This is a genomic window from Pseudomonas sp. G5001, from assembly GCF_013385475.1.
Taxonomy (GTDB): Bacteria; Pseudomonadota; Gammaproteobacteria; order Pseudomonadales; family Pseudomonadaceae; genus Aquipseudomonas.
Genome location: NZ_JACAPZ010000007.1, coordinates 320,048 through 340,221, shown reverse-complemented (window position 1 = coordinate 340,221; position 20,174 = coordinate 320,048). Strand labels below are relative to the sequence as shown.

At 62.1% G+C, this 20,174-nt stretch carries 21 protein-coding genes; 13 read left to right on the top strand and 8 right to left on the bottom strand.

Annotated elements, in window-relative coordinates:
- Window positions 1–83: 83 nt before the first annotated feature.
- The 8 genes from cpaB to HX805_RS07365 are packed head-to-tail and all read left to right on the top strand — an operon-like array spanning window position 84 to window position 7,530.
- A complete protein-coding gene (gene cpaB / locus HX805_RS07400) occupies window positions 84–1,019 on the top strand; it encodes a Flp pilus assembly protein CpaB (protein WP_102605223.1) in 936 nt (311 codons plus the stop codon).
- Between the two features lie 21 nt (window positions 1,020–1,040).
- A complete protein-coding gene (locus HX805_RS07395) occupies window positions 1,041–2,264 on the top strand; it encodes a type II and III secretion system protein family protein (RefSeq protein WP_177116718.1) in 1,224 nt (407 codons plus the stop codon).
- Window positions 2,261–3,451, top strand: a complete 1,191-nt coding sequence (locus HX805_RS07390; protein WP_008438996.1) for a pilus assembly protein CpaE — start codon at window positions 2,261–2,263, stop codon at window positions 3,449–3,451. Before HX805_RS07395 ends, HX805_RS07390 begins: the two co-directional genes overlap by 4 nt.
- Window positions 3,448–4,719, top strand: coding sequence for a CpaF family protein (locus tag HX805_RS07385; RefSeq protein ID WP_008438997.1), 1,272 nt, complete (start codon window positions 3,448–3,450; stop codon window positions 4,717–4,719). The genes HX805_RS07390 and HX805_RS07385 overlap by 4 nt, the downstream gene beginning before the upstream one ends.
- A gap of 11 nt (window positions 4,720–4,730) precedes the next feature.
- Window positions 4,731–5,615, top strand: coding sequence for a type II secretion system F family protein (locus HX805_RS07380; RefSeq protein ID WP_003212908.1), 885 nt, complete (start codon window positions 4,731–4,733; stop codon window positions 5,613–5,615).
- A gap of 1 nt (window position 5,616) precedes the next feature.
- Window positions 5,617–6,501, top strand: coding sequence for a type II secretion system F family protein (locus HX805_RS07375; RefSeq protein ID WP_003212910.1), 885 nt, complete (start codon window positions 5,617–5,619; stop codon window positions 6,499–6,501).
- Window positions 6,502–6,512: 11 nt separating this feature from the next.
- On the top strand, window positions 6,513–7,235 hold the full coding sequence (locus HX805_RS07370) for a tetratricopeptide repeat protein (protein ID WP_087693100.1): 723 nt from the start codon (window positions 6,513–6,515) through the stop codon (window positions 7,233–7,235).
- 22 nt (window positions 7,236–7,257) lie between these two features.
- Window positions 7,258–7,530 carry a DUF3613 domain-containing protein gene (locus HX805_RS07365; protein WP_008439006.1) on the top strand — a complete coding sequence of 91 codons (273 nt, stop codon included), beginning with the start codon at window positions 7,258–7,260 and terminating at the stop codon, window positions 7,528–7,530.
- Here HX805_RS07365 and HX805_RS07360 read toward each other — a convergent pair.
- Window positions 7,527–8,315 carry a response regulator transcription factor gene (locus tag HX805_RS07360; RefSeq protein WP_003212915.1) on the bottom strand — a complete coding sequence of 263 codons (789 nt, stop codon included), beginning with the start codon at window positions 8,313–8,315 and terminating at the stop codon, window positions 7,527–7,529. The two genes, HX805_RS07365 and HX805_RS07360, sit on opposite strands and share 4 nt — an antisense overlap.
- A gap of 114 nt (window positions 8,316–8,429) precedes the next feature.
- On the bottom strand, window positions 8,430–8,915 hold the full coding sequence (locus HX805_RS07355) for a prepilin peptidase (protein ID WP_003212917.1): 486 nt from the start codon (window positions 8,913–8,915) through the stop codon (window positions 8,430–8,432).
- A 71-nt stretch (window positions 8,916–8,986) separates the two neighbouring features.
- Between HX805_RS07355 and HX805_RS07350 the strand changes: the two genes are divergently transcribed.
- Entirely contained in the window at window positions 8,987–9,427 is a 441-nt protein-coding gene (locus HX805_RS07350) for a TadE/TadG family type IV pilus assembly protein (RefSeq protein WP_003212919.1), read from the top strand.
- Window positions 9,424–12,171: a PAS domain-containing sensor histidine kinase gene (locus HX805_RS07345; RefSeq protein WP_177080366.1), complete on the top strand. Its 2,748-nt coding sequence runs from the start codon at window positions 9,424–9,426 to the stop codon at window positions 12,169–12,171. Before HX805_RS07350 ends, HX805_RS07345 begins: the two co-directional genes overlap by 4 nt.
- Here the strand turns inward: HX805_RS07345 and HX805_RS07340 are convergent.
- The 5 genes from HX805_RS07340 to HX805_RS07320 form a co-directional block, all read right to left on the bottom strand.
- Window positions 12,168–14,189, bottom strand: a complete 2,022-nt coding sequence (locus HX805_RS07340; protein WP_256344538.1) for a pilus assembly protein TadG-related protein — start codon at window positions 14,187–14,189, stop codon at window positions 12,168–12,170. The two genes, HX805_RS07345 and HX805_RS07340, sit on opposite strands and share 4 nt — an antisense overlap.
- Before the next feature lie 129 nt (window positions 14,190–14,318).
- Window positions 14,319–14,876 carry a DUF4136 domain-containing protein gene (locus tag HX805_RS07335; protein ID WP_003212927.1) on the bottom strand — a complete coding sequence of 186 codons (558 nt, stop codon included), beginning with the start codon at window positions 14,874–14,876 and terminating at the stop codon, window positions 14,319–14,321.
- Between the two features lie 45 nt (window positions 14,877–14,921).
- The gene (locus HX805_RS07330) at window positions 14,922–15,527 is read right to left on the bottom strand and encodes a DUF4136 domain-containing protein (protein WP_008439011.1); all 606 of its coding nucleotides are present in this window, start codon (window positions 15,525–15,527) and stop codon (window positions 14,922–14,924) included.
- Between the two features lie 24 nt (window positions 15,528–15,551).
- On the bottom strand, window positions 15,552–16,301 hold the full coding sequence (locus HX805_RS07325) for a methyltransferase domain-containing protein (RefSeq protein ID WP_076017967.1): 750 nt from the start codon (window positions 16,299–16,301) through the stop codon (window positions 15,552–15,554).
- Window positions 16,298–16,603 (bottom strand): MazG-like family protein, encoded by a 306-nt coding sequence (locus HX805_RS07320; protein ID WP_008439012.1) that lies wholly within the window; start codon window positions 16,601–16,603, stop codon window positions 16,298–16,300. The genes HX805_RS07325 and HX805_RS07320 overlap by 4 nt, the downstream gene beginning before the upstream one ends.
- 162 nt (window positions 16,604–16,765) lie before the next feature.
- On the opposite strand from HX805_RS07320, the gene HX805_RS07315 reads away from it, so the two are divergent.
- The 3 genes from HX805_RS07315 to HX805_RS07305 all read left to right on the top strand — a co-directional run bounded on the left by HX805_RS07315 (window position 16,766) and on the right by HX805_RS07305 (window position 19,164).
- Window positions 16,766–17,056: a hypothetical protein gene (locus tag HX805_RS07315; RefSeq protein ID WP_003212934.1), complete on the top strand. Its 291-nt coding sequence runs from the start codon at window positions 16,766–16,768 to the stop codon at window positions 17,054–17,056.
- Between the two features lie 294 nt (window positions 17,057–17,350).
- A complete protein-coding gene (locus HX805_RS07310) occupies window positions 17,351–17,653 on the top strand; it encodes a DUF6124 family protein (protein WP_023659366.1) in 303 nt (100 codons plus the stop codon).
- Window positions 17,654–17,817: 164 nt separating this feature from the next.
- Window positions 17,818–19,164, top strand: coding sequence for an MATE family efflux transporter (locus HX805_RS07305; RefSeq protein ID WP_177080367.1), 1,347 nt, complete (start codon window positions 17,818–17,820; stop codon window positions 19,162–19,164).
- Here HX805_RS07305 and HX805_RS07300 read toward each other — a convergent pair.
- Window positions 19,148–20,011 carry an alpha/beta hydrolase gene (locus tag HX805_RS07300; protein ID WP_008439014.1) on the bottom strand — a complete coding sequence of 288 codons (864 nt, stop codon included), beginning with the start codon at window positions 20,009–20,011 and terminating at the stop codon, window positions 19,148–19,150. The genes HX805_RS07305 and HX805_RS07300 overlap by 17 nt on opposite strands.
- Between the last annotated feature and the right edge of the window lie 163 nt (window positions 20,012–20,174).

Below are 20,174 nucleotides of genomic sequence, written 5' to 3'. Positions count from 1 at the left end.
AAATAGTTAGAAGCTTGAAGCGATCCGGATACGCAAGCATTAGTGGGAACAGCAGTGGATGCAGCAGGAAAGGGAGAGCCTTCATGAACAGTCGGATTAGCTTGATCCTCGCCGGGCTGCTGTTGGTAGGTGCACTGATTGCAGGCTACTGGGGCCTGGTACTCAGCCGCCCTGCCCCTGTCGCACCGCCCGTGCCCCAAACGCCTGAAGTCGTGCAACCCGTCGCCGAAGACCAGACCCGCCAACCGGTGGTGGTGCTGGCCCATGACGTTGCACCTTTTGTTGCGCTCACCGCCGCCGACCTGACCCTGGAAAAACTGCGCACGGTTCCCGCCGGCAGCCTCACCAGCCTCGACCAGGCCGTGGGCAAGATCCCGTGGCGGCCGCTGTCGGCCGGGACCTGGCTGACCGAGGAGAGCTTCAACTCCGGCGGCACCCTGGCGCGAATGATCCGCCCTAACGAACGCGCGCTTGCCGTCGCCGTGGATGAAGTGATCGGCGCCAGCGGGCAACTCTCCCCGGGGGACTATGTGGACGTCCTGCTCTTCCTGCGCCAGGAAGCCAGCAATCCGCAGCAGTCCGCACAAATCGTGGTGCCCGCCTTGCGCCTGCTGGGCGTCGGCGATCAACTGGGGCTGACCAACGACGGCACGCCCGGCTCCGTGCCACCGACCACCCCGGACGAAAAACTCAAGGCGCAGCAGAGTCGCGCCAGCGCGCGCACGGTACTCCTCGCCGTACCGGAGGAACTCCTGAGCCGGCTGATGCTCGCAGCCCAGTCCGGCGTACTGCGCCTGGCTGTACGCAGTGCCGACGAACAACTGCTGAGCCAATACTGGGCCGGTGAAACGGAGTCCGCGACCCACCTGGAAAACACCCGGCGCGAGCTCTACCAGTTCAACCAGCTGGCCTTCAGCACAGCGCCCGTCAACGGCCTGAGTCCCGCCGGCAATGGTGCGCCAAGGCGTTCAGGCGTCGAAGTAATACGTGGCAATCAGGTTACCCAACAAACGCCCTGAAAGAGCTAAGGATGCCTTTGAATGAGCAGTCGTTTCGTGTGGTCTTTTTCGCGAATTTTCTGGGCACTTCTCACCCTGAGCCTGCCTGTCGGCGTTGCACTGGCAGCACCCGGCAACTGCACGGGCCTGGGCCAGCTGCCGGCAGTGCTGGAGGTGGGTGAAGGCGCTCAACAGGCTATCCAGTCGCCGGTGCCGATTACGCGGCTGGCCATTGGCGATCCGAAAGTGGCCGATGTGCAGGTCAACGGCAACCAGGCGTTCCTGCTCACCGGCATCGCCTCGGGCACCACCAGCCTGATGGTCTGGACGGCCTGCTCCAGCAGCCCGCGCCAAAGCATGGTGTTCGTCAAGGGCAAGGCCACGTCAGCCCTGACCAGCCTGGCCCTGGCGCCGTCCGATGACCCGACGCTGCCCAGCCAGGTGCAAACCGACATCCGCTTTGTAGAAGTGAGCCGCACCAAACTCAAGGAGGCCAGTACCTCGATCTTTGGCCGGGGCGGCAACTTTCTGTTCGGCGCCCCGAACAATGTTGCCAACGCCGCGGCCGCAGGATTCCGTGGGCTCCCGGTGAACAACGACACCTTCAACATCGGCTTTGGCGGCGGCCGTGTCTCGGCCATGATCAACGCCCTGGAAAGCAGCGGCTTTGCCTACACCCTGGCCCGGCCGAGCCTGGTGGCGCTCAGTGGCCAAAGTGCGACCTTCCTCGCCGGTGGTGAAGTACCGATCCCGGTGCCCAGCAGCGGCAGCAACACCATCTCCATCGAATACAAAGAGTTCGGTATTCGCCTGACCCTGACCCCGACCGTCATCGACCATGGGCGAATTTCCCTGAAGGTCGCGCCAGAGGTCAGTGAGCTGGACTACACCAACGCGGTCAACATCCAGGGTATCTCCGTGCCGGCGCTGACCATCCGGCGCACCGACACCAGCATCTCCCTGGCCGACGGCGAAAGCTTCGTGATCAGCGGCCTGATCAGCACCAACAACACCTCCAGCGTCAGCAAATTCCCGGGCCTGGGTGACATCCCGATCCTCGGTGCATTCTTTCGCGACTCCAGCATCAATCGCCAGGAAAAAGAGCTGCTGATGATCGTCACCCCGCACCTCGTGCAGCCCTTGGCGGCCAACGCCCAACTGCCTTCGTTGCCAGGGGAAAAGCTGCGCAATTACGACCCTAACTGGTACCGCCTGTATTTCCTCGAAAACGGCAATTTCGACCGCCGCAGTGGACTGTCCGAATGAGTGAGAGCCTGAGCCAGACCTTTTTGGCAATTACCCGCAACACCACGGATCTGGAATGGCTTCAGGGCGCACTCGCGCCCCTGGGGCAAGTGGTCAGCGCCGGTGCCGGCAGCCTCGACGAACTGTTGGCACTGGTAGACGTGACGTTCGCCAACCTGGTGTTCATCGGCCTGGACCGGGAACACGTCACCACCCAGTGCGCCCTGATCGAAGGTGCCCTGGAAGCCAAGCCGATGCTTGCCATCGTGGCCTTGGGCGATGGCATGGACAACCAGCTTGTACTGAACGCGATGCGCGCCGGCGCACGGGATTTCGTGGCCTACGGCTCGCGCTCCAGTGAGGTTGCCGGCCTGGTTCGGCGCCTGAGCAAACGCTTGCCGGCGGTCACCCCGAATACCCATTTGGGCGGGCTGACCGTGCTCTACGGCACCCAAGGCAATGCCGACGGCGCGCTGATCGCCAGCCACCTGGCGCTGGTGGTGCAAAAAAGCGGGCAGCAAACGCTGTTGCTCGACCTGGGCCTGCCACTCGCTGACAGCCTCGCACTGCTGGGGCTGGAGAGTTCTTTTCATTTCGGCGACGCCCTGCGTCACTTGCGGCGCCTGGACTCAACCCTGATCAACAGCGCCTTCACCACCGCCGAAGCCGGTCTGCGCATCCTCGCCTACCACAACAACGATGAGCCCCTGGAGCGAACCAGCGCGGCCGAGCTGTACATGTTGCTCAGCGCCCTGCGCCAGCACTTCCAGCACATCGTGGTGAACCTGACCGGCCAACCCGACAGCGAAGCCTTGCGCACCTTTGTCAGCCATTGCGACAAACTGCTGTGGTGCACCGACCAAAGCGTGCCGGACTGCCGCCGCAACCTGGCCGTACTCAACCTGTGGCGGGAAAAAGGCATGAAACTCGACCATGCCCGCCTGCTGGTAGACCGCTACCTAAAGGGGGCCGCCCCGGACTCGGAGGCACTGGGCAATAGCTTCGGGCTGGAGGTAATCGCCGTCCTGCCCTGGAGCCCGGAAGTGCGCCTGAGTGCCAAGAACCAGGCCCAGACCCTGTTCTCCCTGGCCCCACGGGAAGCCCTGACACAGACGTTGCGCGGCTTGGGTGAGCGCCTGGCAAAACGCTCCGAGGGCCTGGAAAAACCCTCCACCAATTGGCTCAACCGCCTTCTGAGGACCAAATGAACGGCGAGAAGCTGTTTGGCGTCGCCCCGCGCGGCAACGTCGGCAACACTGATCACGACGGCCTGAAGCTGGTGCTGCATCGCTACATCATCGATGCCATCGAGGATTCGGGAAAAAATCTGCTGGAAGGCACACGCCAGTCCCTGGCGCAGTTTGTGATCGACAAGGTGGCCGAATACATCACACGTATGCACCTGGCGATTTCCCGCTATGAGATGGAGCGCCTGGCCGAAGAGATCGTCGATGAGCTGACCGGTTTCGGCCCGCTGGAAGTGCTGCTGCGCGACCCGACCGTCACCGAGATCCTGGTCAACGGCCCGCACCGGGTATTCGTCGAACGCGATGGCCTGCTGCAACAAAGTGACTTGCGCTTCATTGACGACCACCATGTCGAGCGGGTCATGCAGCGCATCCTCGCCCCCCTGGGACGCCGGCTGGATGAGTCGTCGCCGATGGTCGATGCGCGCCTGCCCGATGGCAGCCGGGTCAATGCGATCATTCCGCCGATTGCCCTGGACGGGCCGTGCCTGTCGATTCGAAAGTTTCGCAAGGACATGCTTAAAAGCAGCGACCTGGTGGCCATGCAAACCATCGACCAGGCCATTTTCGATTTTTTCAAGGAAGCCGTCGGCAAGCGCTGCAACATCCTGATCAGCGGCGGTACCGGCACCGGTAAAACCACACTGCTGAACATTCTCAGCCAGTTGATCAACCCCCGCGAGCGCCTGGTCACCATCGAAGACGTGGCCGAGTTGCAACTGGGCCATCCCCACGTTGTGCGCCTGGAAACCCGCCCGCCCAATGCCGAGGGGCATGGGGAAGTGAAGGCCAGTGACTTGATCCGCAACGCCCTGCGGATGCGCCCCGACCGGATCATCCTCGGCGAGATCCGGGGCGTGGAGGTCATCGATGTGTTGACCGCCATGAACACCGGCCACGACGGCTCGATGAGTACCGTGCACGCCAACAACGCCCAGGACGCCTTGCTGCGCCTGGAAACCCTGGTGGGCCTGACCGGCCGGGTCGTCGCGGAAAAAACCCTGCGGCAAATGATCTGCGCGGCGCTGGATGTGGTGATCCAGCTGACGCGCCTGCCCGATGGCCGCCGCTGTGTCAGCGAAGTGGTGGAAGTGGTGGGCATCCGCGAAGACGTGTACGTCACCAACACCCTGTTTCGCCACGACAAGCGCACCGGCTTTGGCTTCCTGCGCGAAGCGGTCAACCCGGCCGGTGACAAGTTGCGTCACGAAGGTCACCTGCCGGTGTAGGAGGCAACCCGATGATCGGTCCGATTCTGCTCGCCCTGCTCGCCGTGGCCCTTCTGGTGCTGGGGATAGGCCTGATGCGCAACGGTTTGCGCAAGGCCCAGACCGACCGGGTATTGGAACGCCTGGCCGAAGGGCAACCCCAGGCCATGAAAGACAACGCGGTGACCACCAGCCTGGAACGCACGTTTATCCGTGCCGGCCTCGGCCGGCCAACCGAGCGCCTCGGCCTGTGGCTGACCCTGTGGGCCTTTGGCGCCCTGCTGGGGGGGCTCGTGGGCCAGTGGATAGGCTTGTTTGTGATGGTGGCGGCACCGCCCTTGGCACTGCGCCTGTACATCGCCGTACGCTACCAGCGGCGGCTGCGCCGGATGATCGAACAACTCCCGCAATTGCTCGATCACGCCGTACGCAGCCTGAAATCCGGACGCACCCTGGCGGACGCCATCCTGAGCGGAATCGATGCCAGTGACGACCCGTTGAAAAAGTCCATGGGTCGTATCAAGCGCAATGTGCAATTGGGTGTCAGCCTGCCGGAGGCCGCTCATGACTATGCCGAGTTTTATGAACAGGATGAATTGCGCCTGTTTGCCCTGGGCCTCAAGGTCAACCACCGCTACGGCGGCAACGCCAGTGAGCTGCTGGAAAACCTGATCAAGATGATCCGCGAGCGCGACCAGGGCGCACGGCAATTACGCGCCATGACCGGTGAAACCCGGGTGACCGCGCTGGTGCTGGCGGTACTGCCGGTGAGTGTCGCGGGCTACTTCCTGCTCGTTAATCCGACGTACCTGATGGCCATGTGGGATGACCACAGCGGCCAACGCCTGATGCTCGGTGCGTTCGCCTTGCAAGTCATCGGATGCGTGGCGCTGTGGCGCATGTTGCGGAGTATCTGAGATGGCGATACTGATCAGTGCCGTATTGTTTCTTGCCGCGTTATCACTGCTGCTGGCGAATATCCTGAGCAGTCGTCGTCAACAACGCGTGGTCGCCCAGCGGCTGCAGGGCGAGCCAGGCCGCAATGACAAAATGAGTGAGTGGTTGCACCAGTTGGGCAGCACCCGGATCGGCCAGCGCACCATCAGCCTCGATAACGAAACCCAAATCCTGCTCAACCGCATGGGCTGGAGAAAAACCAGCCAACGCTCGATGTTCGCCGCTTGCCAGATCGGTTCACCGATAGTTTTGCTGGGGCTGACCGCGATGACACTGGAGCTGTTCTTTCCCGGCACCGAGCATGAGTTTGTGATCTCCCTGCTGGGCCTGATCATCGGCTACCTGCTGCCCAAGCGAATACTGGTGGCACTCGCCAAAAGGCGCCAGGGGAAAATCTCCCGGGAAGTAGCGACCTTCATCCCCCTGGTGCGCATTCTGTTTGAGTCAGGCATGGCCGTGGAGCAGGCGCTGCGGGTCATGGCCTACGACGCGCAAAAGTTGCTGCCGGTACTGACCGCCGAACTGCGCCTGGTGCTGGCACGCGTCGATTCCGGGCTGGAACTGGGGGAGGAATTGAACAAGGCCAGCCAGATGCTGGACGTCGATGAACTCAGCGACACGTGCCTGATCCTCCAGCAACTTCTGCATCAGGGCGGCGGGGCGATGAAGTCGCTGCAATCGCTCAAGCAGTTGCTGGATGACCGGCGCCTGACCCGCCTGCAGGAATACATTTCCAAGATGTCCGCCAAAATGTCCGTGGTGATGATGCTGTTCCTGTTTCCCGCATTACTGATCGTATTGGCCGGCCCTGGCTTTATCGCCATCGCCAAAGCCTTCGTGCCTTGAGAGGACATGCAATGAAGACATTGATGGTCGCCTGCAGCCTGTTGTTGTTAAGTGGTTGCGCCAGTAACGGGCAACTGCCGTGGGCGGGTTTCAGCGCGCAGGGCAGTTGTGCCAAGCCCAACTCCGATCAGGAATTATCGCTGAACCTGGCCGACGACATGGCCAACGAGGGCAAGCTGCACGCCAGCCTGGCCAACCTGCAAAACCTGCCGGACAACCTGCCACAGGTGCGCCAGCGCCAGGCCAAGGTGTACCGCCTGCTGGGCCGCAGCGAAGCCGAACCGTTGTACCGCAGCCTGCTCGGCACCTGCATGGCTGCCGAAGGCGAGCACGGGCTCGGCCAGCTGGCAGCGGCCAGGGGAGACAACGGCCAGGCCATGGCGCACTTGCAACGCGCGGCCAGGATGTCGCCCACCGATGAGAAAATCCGCAACGACCTGGGCGTGGTGTACCTCAATCAACGGCGCGTGGAAGATGCACGCTTCGAATTCTTGACGGCCATGGAGCTCAAGCAGAGCGATCAACTGGCGGCGATCAATCTGGTGACGCTGATGATCTACCAGGACAACTGGGAACAAGCCGCACAAGTGGCCAGCCGCATGGGCCTGAGCCCGGAACAAGTGACGCAAGCCCAGGCCCGGGCGCAGCAACTCAAGGCGCCCGTCTCACCGACGACAGCGCCAAAAGATCAGGTCGCAACCGTAGGCGACGTGCTGCAAGCGCCGGTCAAATAGGTCTCTGAAGGGAGTACACACGATGAAATTCACACTGCTCGCCACGCTGCTGTTCGCCAGCCTGCCGCTGACGGTGCTGGCTATTGAGCCGGGGCCTTCTTCGCCACAGCAAAAACAGACCGAAGGCTGGCTGCAACTGCAGGTCAGTGGCGAACGCGCATCTCCCATCCGGCAGAAGGCCACGCCCGCTGAACGCGACCAGGCCATGCAACGCCTGCTGGACAGTTACAAACACCCTATTCCTGAGTACTACGACCAGAAACTGGGCGGCAACACCCCAGGCAGCAACAACTAATGCGCAGTGACGCGCTGGCGCGCCGCAGAATTGTTCGGCGATAACGCCAGCGCCAACTGGGTTCGGTTGTGCATATGGGTCAGGCGCAGCACTTGGGACACGTAGAGTTTCACGGTGTTTTCAGTGATGCCCAGCTCACAGGCAATCTGGTAGTTGGTCTGGCCCTTGCCTACCAGCCTTGCGACATCCAGTTGGCGGGGCGACAACTGATTGAAGATCGCCGGTATTTCAACCCGGTCAGTGTCGCTGACTTCACCCTCGGCTTCAGTCGACAGGCCGGATTGCGGACTGCTGCGCACCTTGTCGAGGTCATGATAAAGGTCATCGATGGACGCCGAGAGAAACTGCAGCTTCTGGTTCAGGTGCCCCAGGTCGAGATCTTTCTGTCGGTCCTGCAGCGCGACCACCTGGCGTTGCAACCCTTCGAGCAGCTCGCCCAAATTGATCGGCTTCTGGTAGTAATCGGCAATCCCGGCGCGCAAGGCCTTGATCACGTCCTGCTTGTCTGCACGCCCGGTCAGCATGATGGCCTCAAAGACCCGTTGCTTGCCGGCCAAGTGTTGCAGGGCCTGGACCAGTTCGATGCCATCCATCTCGGGCATATGCAGATCGCACAGCACCAGGCCGATCTCGGCATCGTCGCGAAAACGCTCGATGGCTTCCTGGCTGGATGCGCAAGGGACGCAACGGTAACCGTTGCTTTCAAGAAATTCGCAAAGCTCTTCCACGATCAAAGGCTGATCGTCCACCACGAGCACTTTCACTTGAGAGGTAAGCTTGTTCACGCGCTACTCCATGCCTGGCAAGCAAAAGGACCGATGTATCCATTCCGACCATTTTTCCTATACAACTTACCCATAAACGTAGACGTACTTTCCTACTATGTACATAGCGATACCCTACGTGGCGACTAATGGGATCCAAAACCAGGACAGGCAAAAACCGATCAGTAAAAACGGCACGAACGGCTGCCTGGCCGAATGTGCCGGATCAAGGTACTGCAAGGTATTCCTAAGCCCTTGATTCATCAGCGGCCACACCCTGGGCGCCAGCAACAGCCAGGCTGCGCTCGCGAGGCCGGCGCCGATAAAAGTGCCCAGTACGTAGAGGTAGTCGGTTGCCAGCCCCAATGCCGCGATCAGCTTCACGTCACCGGCGCCCAGGCGGCCCAGCGCGTACCCCGGCAGGGTGAACAACAACGCCAGGACAAAGGCCACGCCGCCCTCGACAGCCGGCGCACCGAGCCAGGTCGTACCGCTCCAGAACAGGTAACCCAACGCCAGCAAGGCTGCGCCGAGGGTCAAACGGTTGGAGACCTGACGTAGACGGATATCTTGCACAGCGCACAGCGCGAGCCAAACGACCAGGACGAGGCTTTGAATCACGTAAAAAAAATCCCTTTTTGCTGAATGATTCTATGCTGATATCAGGTAGTAGTAGTCAGGGTAGACGAGTCATGAAAAAAGGCCTCGCTAAAAAGCAAAAAGGTGCCGCCGCGCTGGAGTTCGCGATGGTCTTCATGATTTTTTTTGCGATTTTTTATGGCCTGGTCAGCTACAGCTTGCCGTTATTGCTGATGCAGTCCTTTACCCAGGCCGCCGCCGAAGGCGTAAGACGTAGCGTCGCGCTGGACCCCGCCACGCCTGGCTACGTCACGGCACTGCCGCTGCAGGCCGTCAGTGCGGCGCAGGCACAACTGGCGTGGATCCCCTCCCAGTTCAAATTCCTTCCCGGGTACGTGACGGCCGTCTACAACTCGTCAGGCGTGTTGACGGTGTACATCAATTACCCGACGTCCAGCCTCCAAAGTGTGCTGCCGTTCCTGGTACTGCCAGGCATCGGTACCGTCCCCGCCCTGCCTCCCATGCTGTCCGCCCAGTCGAGCATGCAGTTTTGACCTCAGGCGATAAACTCTTCGGCCGCCTGCTCGGACGCGGCAACCAGCTGCCTGCTGACGCACCGGCAGCGATCCCGGCAACCGCCGCGTTGTTGTTCTACCTGGACGCCCAGGGCCGCGTAGTGGATGTCCATGGCCCGCTTCGCCATCGACTCGAACACCCCGCTGCGCAACAGCAACAGGCACCCTCGCTGCTCGACTACCTCACTGCGGCGAGCCGCCTGGTGATCGAGGGCACGCCCAGCGACTGGCAGGGGCAAAGCCTGGACCTGGAGTTCAAGGGGCTCGCCGGGCAAACCCTGCATACCCGTGGCTGGGTTCAACCCGAAGGCAAGGGTTGGCTCCTGCAATTGCTCGACATTGGCGACCTGATTGCCCATCGCCAACTCACCCAGGTGCGCGAACACAATCAACGGGTGAGCGACCAGATCAGCGAGCAACTGCGGGTCTGCAGCCTGGTGCGCCTGCCCGAGGTACTGCAAGACACTCTGCAGGCTATTTCCCAGCACTGGCACATCCCCTGCGTCGCCATCGCCTTGCAGGATGAGCAGGGCCAGGCGTGGTGCATCGAGGGCTGTTACACCGCCCACGATGCGCCGGTACTCTGGAGCAACGGCCAAGCCCTGGGCTCCAGCCTCGACAGCCTGGGCGGCACGGCGCCAGTGAGCCTGGAGGTAAACCGTGGCCACAGCGAACACCCACGCCTGCAAGGCCTGTTTGGCAATACCGATGGTTTTCTGGTGCCCTACCGCGATGGACTGGGCGTGGGCGCATGGCTGCTGTGCGGGGTGTATCACCGCCAGGAACACACCAGCGACCGTGACTGGTTGCAACTGACCGCCGCCCTCGCGGCACCGCTGCTCGGCCGCCTGCGCGAACTGCGCCATCAACAGCAACTGGAACGCCTCGACGCGCTGCAAGGATTGCTCGGCACCGGCTGGTGGGAGCTGTCCCCACACACTGAAGACCTCGAACTCGCCCCACCGCTGCTGCACACCCTGAGCCAAGGCGAGGCCATCACACAGCTGTCGCTACCCATGTGGCTCAAGCTGATTCACCCTGCCGACCGGGAAGAACTCGCCAGCCGCCTGCAAGACCTGAAGACCCTGGGCAAACCGCTGTCCACCAGCGTGCGCCTGCAACGTGCCGACGCGGCGCTTAACCCCATCTGGTATCGCGTGCAGGGGCAAGCGTTGGGCTCGGGTGAGCATCGCCGCCTGGTGGGCTTCATGCTCGACATCAGCGACATAAAAAACCAGGAGCAACAGGCCGCCGCCGCCCACGCACGCCTGGATAACCTGATCGCCAGTTCCCCGGCTGTGATCTATGTGCAGCGCTACGTCGAGGGCACGCTGCAACCGGTGTTCTTCAGCGACAGTTTGCTGCCGCTGCTTGGCCGCACCCTGGCCGATTTCACCCCGGCGACGCTGAACCAGTGGATCCACCCCGAAGACCGCGACCTCTACTTCGACCGTACCCGCCAACTGCTGCGCGAAGGCAGCGTGCGCAGTCGCTACCGGGTGCTCGACACACAGGGCAATTACCACTGGCTGCTGGATGAAGCCCGGCTGCTGCGCGACGACCTCGGGTTGCCCGTGGAAGCCGTGGGCCTGTGGCTGGATGTGACCGAGACGACCCTGGCGGCGCAACGGGTCAAGGAAAGCGAGGAGCGCTATCGAATCCTCGTGGAAGACTCCCCGGCCATGATCTGCCGCTACCTTCCGGACCTGACCCTGACCTTCGGCAACACGCCCCTGGCCAACTACATGGAATGCCTGCCTGGACAGCTGCCGGGCATGAACCTCCGCCAATGGTTGTCGGACGAACAACACGAGGCGTTTGTACTGCGCATCCGCCAGCTCACCCCGGAATTCCCCGTGAGCACCGCCGAAATCAGCCTGCAACTGCCGGGGCGCACACATGCCTGGTGGGTGTGGTCGGACCGGGGCGTGTTCGACGAACAGGGCCAGTTGCAGGAAGTGCAGGCCGTGGGCCGCGACAACACTGAAGTGCGCCGCTCCCAGCAGCAACTGACCCAAAGCGCCAAAATGGCCACCCTCGGCGAAATGGCCACCGGCCTGGCCCACGAGATCAACCAGCCGTTGAATGTGATGCGCATGGCCATCGTCAACGTGCTCAAGCGCTTGAGCAACGGTGATGCACAGATCGACTACCTGACGGAAAAACTCCAACGCATCGATTCCCAGGTCCAGCGAGCCGCCCGCGTGGTGGACCATATGCGCGTGTTCGGCCGCCGCTCTGAAGTCGAACAACAGCCCTTCAACCCGGCGCAGGCGGTGGAAGGCACCTTGTCGCTGCTCACGGAAGGCCTGCGTGGCAAAGGCATAGAACTGCGGGTGACGCAGACGGACATTGCGGTGCAGGTCAAAGGCTATGTCGACCAGCTGGAGCAGGTGCTGATCAACCTGATGGTCAACGCCCGCGATGCCCTGCTGAGCAAACGCGAGCACGACCGCGACCTGCAACCGTGGATCTCGGTGCAGATCGAGCACGACAGCCGCCACGTGCGCATCTGGGTCGAGGACAACGGCGGCGGGATTGACCCGCGGCTGCTGGAGCGGATTTTCGAGCCGTTCTTCACCACCAAGCCGATTGGCGTGGGCACCGGCCTGGGGTTGTCGGTGAGCTACGGCATTGTCGAGAACATGGGCGGCCGGTTGAGCGTCGCCAACAGCGAGCATGGGGCGAAGTTCTGTGTGGAGTTGCCGGTGGTTGAAGCCTAATTCACCAGGGCCGCTTGCCCATGGGGCCGGCAACTGAGATTGGCGCCCACTTCCACCGCGTTCAGGTTAACCCCAAGGTTCGACAACAGGCTGTTCACCACCGGGTCCAGAATAGGGCTGAGCACTCCGCCAATCACGGTGCCCAAGGTGCTGTTGAGCCCGTTGAGCACTGTGCCCGCCGTCGTCAATAACCCTCCCAGCAGATTGAACCCCGTTGGCTTGTAGACCTGGAACTGGATACCGCTCAACGCGTTACTGATCGCGCTGAGAAGGCTGGCTGTCGATGAGGCGTAGTACTGCGGCGGCAGGTTGATTTCCGGCGGTTGGGGGTACGTGTGGGAAGGCAAAGCACTCGTCGCAGCGCCCACCGAGCTATTGATGCTGAGGCCAATACCACCACCGTAAAACGGCTTGCGGGTCGCAGGGTCGCACGTCGTCGGGCCGAGCCCCAGCAAGGGCCTGAAACAGGTAATGGCCCCAATATCCACCACTGGTAAAGGCGGAATCGGATTGAGCACGGTGTTGCTGTTAAACGCGTTGATCAACTGCGGGCTCTGACCAATTTGTACGGTAACAATCGAGGCGTTGGTTTGGGTAGTCAGGGTCTTCGTCGCGTCGCTGACACAGGTAAACCCGGTGACATAGCTTTCCGCCGTACCCAGTTGAAGTACCACGTCTATTCTGGCAGCCGGTGGGTTTGAGGAAGACGACAACACCTGCAAACTCGTCATCTGGCAATAGCCACCCAGCAGGCACAACACCGAATTGATTGTTCCGCCCAGGTTCAAGCTCAACAGGTTGTTCAATACGTCGGAAAGCGGTCCGACCAGGCCATTCAACGCGAGGTCCACCGCCGGAGAGCTCAGCACTGGCAGCCCCAGGGTCAGGCCCAGGCTTAGCTGGGCGGTTTTCACATAAATACGCGTCGCTGGAGTCTTGTCCTTGGCATAGGTAGGGTCACCGATCGCCGACAATTGTGGCGGCTGGATCACTTTCAACTGGACCCCGCCGTTAAGCAGGCCCGGGATATTCATGGGGATGGTAGCTACCGCGCCGTTCTTGGTGTTGGCCAGTTGTACAAAGGCTTCGGCCAGTTGAAATACGTTCAAACTGGTGTTCAGCCCCGCCGACACCGCCCCCGTTTGCAGCTGAAGCAGGCTGCCCAGGGTGACATCAAGGTTGCCGATTATCGCGTTGATACTGGTAAGACCGCTGACCGCCACGCTGGTCGTATTGCCTCCGGCACTGAGCACCGTAATGGCTGCGTCGACCAGTTGACTGATCTTGACCGTCTTGGTCAGCAGTTGATCGTAGGCTCCGGCCGTGACGCCCACGTTCAACGCCAACTGGTTGAGGTAGCTGAGCAAGTTGATGTTGGTGTCTACCAGGCCCTGCCAGCCTGCCACGCTCAGGTTCAGTGAGCCGCCCAAGAGTTGGCCGAACAACAGGTTCAGTGCTGCTGATTTGCTCGAGTCCACGGTGACCAGGGTCGATTTGATCGTCAGTTGCGCCTGAGGCGGCAGGATCTTCGGCGCCGCCACCGCGACGGCAGACAACTGGGTGTTGAAGTTGTAGCCGCTACCACTGAACAACGCCCAGACACCCCCGGCAACGCTGGTCATGATCGGGCGCGAGGCAGTTACCTGGATGGCATCGGTCTTGGTCGCGTCTGCGGAGAACACCCGCTGGTTGGTGGCGCCGGTGGTCAGCACGCCGCATTTCACTATCAGGGCGTTTGCTGGCGGGATGACATAACCGTTGCGCACTGCGCTGGCACCGGCATAGGTGGGCGCGGTATTGGTGGCGGGCAGGCAATCCCCCTTACGCTGCACTGCCTCCAGTGCCGCCATATCGGCAATCCCCTGCAACTGGCGTTTTTCCAGGTACAAACGGCTGCTATCAACCACCAGCAACATGAATACCAGCACCATGCCCAGGGTCAAGACCGCCACCAAGCCAACCGCACCGCGCTGCCTTGCAGGCCCGGCGTGGTGACCGGAACGAAGTCGAAGAGACATCGAGCACTCCTTTGCCGGCACACTGCCGAGCGCTTACTCTCCTGTGTTGCTTGGGAGTGTAGTCAAGAGCGGCGGGGGCTGCAGGCCAGTCGCCATAGATCGACGACTGGCGGAGGGCTGATCAGGCGATCAATGCGGCGGGTAGTTGGAAAGCACCTTGGTCACCGTGGCACGAATAGCGGCACTGCGGTCTTGGGGTTCAGGCGAGCTGGCGAGGATCTGCTCATCGCTGCCACGCCACACCAGCTTGCCATCCTTGCCGTCGAGCAAGTCAATCTGGATGGTCGCGACCTTGTAGGTGATGTTGCGGGTTTCGTTATACATCGGCGCGCCCCAATAACCATTCCACGGGCCGCCCCAGGCGCCGCCGTAATTGGTGGTGACTTGTTGCTGGCGGTCTTCGACGATCAGGTAGGTCTGTACATTCAGGTCAGCCTTGGTGCCCGGCGCGGCAGGGCGCAGGCCACGCTGGTCGAGCTGCTCGCCCACGGCCTGGCGGATGCGTTGTTCGGTGAGGTCACTCTTGATCCGTGGGTCATCCGGGCGGTATTGCAGCGCGGGTTCTTTCCAGCTCCAGCTGCGGTAGGCGCCAAAGTCCCGGCTGGCGTCGAAATCATGGTTGACCTGGCTGGTCTGGCAACCGCCCAGCAACACAACAACAGCAAGTGCAGCAATACGACGAAGCATGGTTTTTCTCCAAAAGACAATCCGGGCCTGAGATGAGAATAGCTGCTAACTGGGTGGGTAGGCAGTCATTGCCTTTTGCATCGCCTCACGCAGCGAGTCGGCGCGCTCGCTGAGGCTGCCCTGGCTCGTGGTTTCGGCGCTGGTGCTCCATACCGGCTGGCGGGTGCGCGCGTCGAACAGGCTGATGCGCGCCACGGCCACCGTCACTTCATAAGTGCGTACCACCGGCACCGTGTTGTACATGCCGTAGCCGTTGCCGTAGCGGTTATAGCCGCCGTAACCGTAGCCATAGTCGTCCTGGACCTGGCGCAGGCGTTTTTCCAGGCGCACGTCGGCGCTTACCAGCAGGTCGGGGGCGCGGTTGTCATGCAAGGGGCGCAGGCCGCGCTGGTCGAGGGCGCCGCTGACCGCCTCGGCAATCTGCGCCGAATCCGCCCAGGCCGAGCCTGCCGGCAGCTGGTTGTTGAGCCAGGCCCAACTGCGGTACGCGCCGTAGTCGCGCACCGGCGCCGGGTAGGCGCTGGCATCAAAGGTGTTGGCCGCCTGGGCAGGCGCCGGCGGCATCGGGGCAGACGCCGCCACATACGGGTTGGGGCTTTGGCAACCCGCCAGGCCCAGGCCCAGCAGGATCAGTCCAAGACAGCGCTTCATTTCGACCTCCGCAGACTGGGCCGCTTAAACCGGACGGCAGATCCAGTGCAAATAACGCCCAAGTCCGGCAAAGCTTGGGTGACGACGGTGTGCGAGCTCCATCTCCAACAAATCCTGCAACTCGGCGCGGGCCTGGAATTCCACCGGCATATAGTCGTGGAACACCCGCACGCCACTTTGGGTTTCGACCTGCCACAGGCCCTCTAGTTGCGTCGCCAACTCCCGTGGGTCCAGGGGTTGTTGCGGCGTAAGGCTCTGCTTTTCGCCGGCCATGTCGTTCTTGCGCATTTTGCGGAAGTGGCCTTTGAGCAGGTTGCGGTAAATCAAGGCGTCGCGGTTATAGAAAGCCAGCGACAGCCAGCCACCGGGCGCGGTCAACTGGTGCAGCACCGGCAGGATCGCATGGGGTTCGGCCAGCCATTCCAGCACGGCGTGGCACAGCACCAGGTCATAGGGTTCGGTGAGCTGGCCCAGCAGGTCCTGCCAGGGTGCCTGAATGAAGGTGGCGGTCTGCCCGGCTTCGGCGAAACGCTGGCGCGCGCCTTCGAGCATCGGCTCGGCGGGTTCGGCCAGGGTTACATCGTGGCCGCGCTCGGCCAGCCACAGCGACATATGGCCCAGCCCCGCGCCGATATCCAGTACCCGCAACGGGCGGTCCGGCAGCGCTTCAATCAGGTCGGCCTGCAGCACCGCCAGGCGAATCGCGCCCTTGGCACCGCCATAGATCTTCTCGGCGAAACGGGTGGCCAACTGGTCGAAATGACGGTCGCTCATTTGGCAAACCGCCGTTCGCTGTCGGCCAGCTTGGCCTGTACCACCTGATCCATGTCCAACCCCAATTCACTGCACAACAGCAGCAGATACAGCACAATGTCACCCACTTCCTGGCCGGCATGGGCGAGTTTGTCGGCGGGTAACTCGCGCGACTGGTCTTCGCTCAACCATTGGAAAATTTCCACCAGCTCTGCCATTTCGACGCTGGCGGCCATGGCCAGGTTCTTGGGGCTGTGGAACTGCTTCCAGTCGTTGGTATCGCGGATGCGGTGCAGGCGTTCGGTGAGGTGATCGAGGTTCATGGGGGGCTCCTGAAGGTGTATAGCTTCGGGCGCAAGCCGCGCGAAGGCAAGTGAATCCCTGCGGCCCGTAAACCTCTATGCTAGAAGGGAACTAGCTTGGGCCAATAACGAACAAAGGCTCAGGTTCGGCAGCTACGCCCACCGTCTTATCAGGACACACACATGCAAACAGACTTTTTCGGATGGCTGGGTCTCAAGATCGGCCAGATCATCCACTTTATCGTCGAGTTGTTCAGCGGGCTGTTCAATACCCTGTCCCACGCGGGCGGCGACTTTGTCGACGGGCTGTCCAGATCCTTGGGGATGGACACCTCGATCATCAGCATCCTCATGCTGATTATCGGCTTGATGCTGCTGTACTCGGCGGTGCGCGCGTTTATGCGGGCTTCAATCATCATGGGGATTATCTGGTTGATGCTCGGGCTCTGGGTGCTCAGTTGGGTGGTGCATTAATAAAGGGCCAGCAGGGTAAATCCCTTTAATTTGAGGGACGTTTCCGAGACAATCTTTCGGCCTTGTGCCTGTTGGGATGGGTGGCTAGTCTTCGGCCCTTCACTGCATATCAGTGATCGGGTTTAGTCGCCCGGAATTAGTGAGCGCAAGTTGTCGCCATGCTTCATGGCGGCTGTGCGCAGGGCACCTTCGGGTGCGCCGGGTTCCACTAGCCGGTCGACTAACCTGCGTACAGCCGCCACCCTCGTTTAGTCGCGCGGGTGTCAGCTCCTTACCTACTAGTGGAGTTACACCATGCATAAGCTCGTCCCCGACCCACCCAGCGACCTCCTCAACGACCGCGCCGCCTTCAATCGCGCCCTCGAACATTACCTGCCATCCCAAGGCTTCCACACCATCAACGAAGACCTGAGCTTCGAAGATTCCCTGCTCTACACCGCCAGCCTGCTCAGCAGCGCCTCGGCGACTGCGCTTGATTGCGGCGAACTGCTGGAAAGCCCGCAGCGCGCGAAGATCCTGGCGGTGTGGCATCTGCTGGAAATTGCCAAGACCACCGTCGACCGCTCCATCGAATGCCTGCACCCGCGCAAAACCTGACACTACGCGGTCAAAAATGTGGGAGCGGGCTTGCTCGCGAAAGCGGTGGATCAGCCAATACATCCGGCGACTGACACACCGCTTTCGCGAGCAAGCCCGCTCCCACATTGGCCCTGCGGCGTAGCTAATGGACAGTTACACTACCGCTCCCCAAAGGAGCCCGCATGACTTCCCTGCTAACCGACTGGCGCGACCGCCCCACCCACCGCCGCGTGTGGGCCCTCGCCGCGCCGATGATTTTGTCGAACATCTCCGTACCACTGGTGGCGCTGGTGGACAGCATGGTCATCGGCCACCTGCCCCACGCCCACCAACTCGGCGCCGTGGCCGTTGGCGCCAGCCTGTACACCTTCCTCGCCTGGGCCATGGGCTTCCTGCGCATGGGCTCCACCGGGTTTGCCGCCCAGGCCGCCGGGCGTGGTGATGGCGCGGCGCTGCGGCAGATTCTGTTGCAGGGGCTGTTGCTGGCGCTGGGCCTGGCCATAGTGCTCGGCAGCATCGGCATTCCGTTAAGCGGCCTGGTGCTGGACTGGATGCAGCCCTCGCCCGAACTGAACCAGCTGACCCGCGAATTCTTCCACACCCGGCTCCTCGGCCTGCCCGCAGCGCTGGCCAGCTATGCGCTGGTGGGCTGGTTCCTTGGCACCCAGAACGCCCGCGCGCCGCTGGCGATTCTGCTGACCACCAACCTCGTGAACATCGCGCTCAACCTGTGGTTCGTGCTGGGTCTGGATTGGGGCGTGGTCGGCTCGGCCCGCGCCTCGGTGATCGCCGAATGGACCGGCGCCCTGCTCGGCCTGGCCCTCACCCAAAAAGCCCTGCGCGCCTACCCCGGCCATATCGCCTGGGCCGCGCTCAAGCTGTGGCAAAGCTGGCGCCCGCTGCTGGCGGTGAACCGCGATATCTTCATCCGCAGCCTGGCCCTGCAATCGGTGTTTTTCATGATCACCGTGCAAGGCGCTCGCTTGGGGGATGCCACGGTGGCGGCGAATGCGCTGCTGCTCAATGGTCTGTTGCTGACGGCCCACGCCCTGGACGGACTGGCCCACGCCGTGGAAGCCTTGTGCGGCCACGCCATCGGCGCCCACGACCGCCAGGCCTTGCGCCGCTCGCTGGTGGTGGCCTGTGGTTGGTCGTTGCTGGCGAGTATCGGCTTCGCGATCCTGTTCGCCGTGTTCGGCCACCTGTTTATCGCCATGCAAACCGATATCCCGAGCGTGCGCGAAACCGCCGACATCTACCTGCCCTACCTCGCCGTACTGCCGTTGATCGCCGTGTGGAGCTACCTGCTGGACGGCCTGTTCATCGGCGCCACCCGCGCCCGGGAAATGCGCAACGGCATGCTGCTGACGGTGGTGATTGTGCTGCCCTTCGCCTGGGCCTTGCAGGGCCTGGGCAACCACGGCTTGTGGATAACCTTCCTGTTGTTCATGGCCCTGCGCAGCCTGACGCTGTGGGCAATTGCCTGGCGCCTGAACAAGCAGGACCGCTGGCTTACTGGCCCGGCGTGAACGTGATAAACGCCGTGACCCGGTCCAGCACGGGCGCCAGCCAGCGCAGCGGCCGGGACATCGACGCCACCAATGTGGCGTGGCTGGTCTTGGTGAAGTAGAACTCCTCCACCGGCACACCCGCCGCTCGCAGCTTTTTCGCCAACCCGCCGGTGTTGCGCTTGGGGTTGACCAGGTTGTCGTCCACCGAAGCAATCAACAGGCTGGGGGGCGCGCTTTGGCTCACGTGGTTGATGGGTTGGGAATCGGGCGGCGAGTCCGGGTAGAAGAACACCGGCCGCACATCGCGGTTTTCAATCGGCAGGAAATCATACGGCCCGGCGAGGCCGATCCATCCCTTGAAGACTGACGGCGACAGGCCAACCCCGGCCAGCCACTGCGGGTCCAGCGCCAGCATTGCGGCGTTGTAGGCACCGGAACTGTGGCCCATCACATACAGCTTGCGGGGATCGCCGCCGTATTCGGCACTGTGCTGATACGCCCACGCGACTGCTTGGGCGCCGTCCTGTAAAAACAGTGGGTAGCGCACTTGCGGGTAAAGCCGGTAGTCGGCGATCACCACCACGATGCCGCGCGAAGCCAGGGCTTCGCCGACGAAACCGTAGTCATCCCTTGAGCCGCTGTTCCAGCTGCCGCCATAGAAAAACACCACGACGGGCGCGTCGGGCAAGGCGGTGACGGGGCGGTAGATATCGAGTTTCTGGCGGGGGTCATCGCCGTAGGCGATGGCGGATGTTTTGGTGAAGGTGCTGGTGGGGGTGAGTGCGTTGAGCACTTTGATCGGGGAGCAGGCTGCGAGCAGCGTCGCGATGGCCAGAGTGAACACTTGCAGGAGTTTTTTCGACATTATTCAGGCCCTATAAAAACTGCAGGACTTGCGGCGATCCAAATGTGGGAGCGGGCTTGCTCGCGAAGGCGGTGTATCAGTCTGCACATGTATCGACTGACACACCGCCTTCGCGAGCAAGCCCGCTCCCACACTGGATCTCTGTCACATTGAGATCTTTGTC

What these genes read in the sequence shown, in the direction of transcription:
- HX805_RS07300 (WP_008439014.1), bottom strand. Translation starts at nt 20,011, where the DNA reads ATGTCGAAAAAACTCCTGCAAGTGTTCACTCTGGCCATCGCGACGCTG.
- HX805_RS07380 (WP_003212908.1), top strand. Translation starts at nt 4,731, where the DNA reads ATGATCGGTCCGATTCTGCTCGCCCTGCTCGCCGTGGCCCTTCTGGTG.
- HX805_RS07390 (WP_008438996.1), top strand. Translation starts at nt 2,261, where the DNA reads ATGAGTGAGAGCCTGAGCCAGACCTTTTTGGCAATTACCCGCAACACC.
- HX805_RS07370 (WP_087693100.1), top strand. Translation starts at nt 6,513, where the DNA reads ATGAAGACATTGATGGTCGCCTGCAGCCTGTTGTTGTTAAGTGGTTGC.
- HX805_RS07395 (WP_177116718.1), top strand. Translation starts at nt 1,041, where the DNA reads ATGAGCAGTCGTTTCGTGTGGTCTTTTTCGCGAATTTTCTGGGCACTT.
- HX805_RS07375 (WP_003212910.1), top strand. Translation starts at nt 5,617, where the DNA reads ATGGCGATACTGATCAGTGCCGTATTGTTTCTTGCCGCGTTATCACTG.
- HX805_RS07315 (WP_003212934.1), top strand. Translation starts at nt 16,766, where the DNA reads ATGCAAACAGACTTTTTCGGATGGCTGGGTCTCAAGATCGGCCAGATC.
- HX805_RS07310 (WP_023659366.1), top strand. Translation starts at nt 17,351, where the DNA reads ATGCATAAGCTCGTCCCCGACCCACCCAGCGACCTCCTCAACGACCGC.
- HX805_RS07350 (WP_003212919.1), top strand. Translation starts at nt 8,987, where the DNA reads ATGAAAAAAGGCCTCGCTAAAAAGCAAAAAGGTGCCGCCGCGCTGGAG.
- HX805_RS07320 (WP_008439012.1), bottom strand. Translation starts at nt 16,603, where the DNA reads ATGAACCTCGATCACCTCACCGAACGCCTGCACCGCATCCGCGATACC.
- HX805_RS07305 (WP_177080367.1), top strand. Translation starts at nt 17,818, where the DNA reads ATGACTTCCCTGCTAACCGACTGGCGCGACCGCCCCACCCACCGCCGC.
- HX805_RS07330 (WP_008439011.1), bottom strand. Translation starts at nt 15,527, where the DNA reads ATGAAGCGCTGTCTTGGACTGATCCTGCTGGGCCTGGGCCTGGCGGGT.
- HX805_RS07385 (WP_008438997.1), top strand. Translation starts at nt 3,448, where the DNA reads ATGAACGGCGAGAAGCTGTTTGGCGTCGCCCCGCGCGGCAACGTCGGC.
- cpaB (WP_102605223.1), top strand. Translation starts at nt 84, where the DNA reads ATGAACAGTCGGATTAGCTTGATCCTCGCCGGGCTGCTGTTGGTAGGT.
- HX805_RS07365 (WP_008439006.1), top strand. Translation starts at nt 7,258, where the DNA reads ATGAAATTCACACTGCTCGCCACGCTGCTGTTCGCCAGCCTGCCGCTG.
- HX805_RS07325 (WP_076017967.1), bottom strand. Translation starts at nt 16,301, where the DNA reads ATGAGCGACCGTCATTTCGACCAGTTGGCCACCCGTTTCGCCGAGAAG.
- HX805_RS07335 (WP_003212927.1), bottom strand. Translation starts at nt 14,876, where the DNA reads ATGCTTCGTCGTATTGCTGCACTTGCTGTTGTTGTGTTGCTGGGCGGT.
- HX805_RS07340 (WP_256344538.1), bottom strand. Translation starts at nt 14,189, where the DNA reads ATGTCTCTTCGACTTCGTTCCGGTCACCACGCCGGGCCTGCAAGGCAG.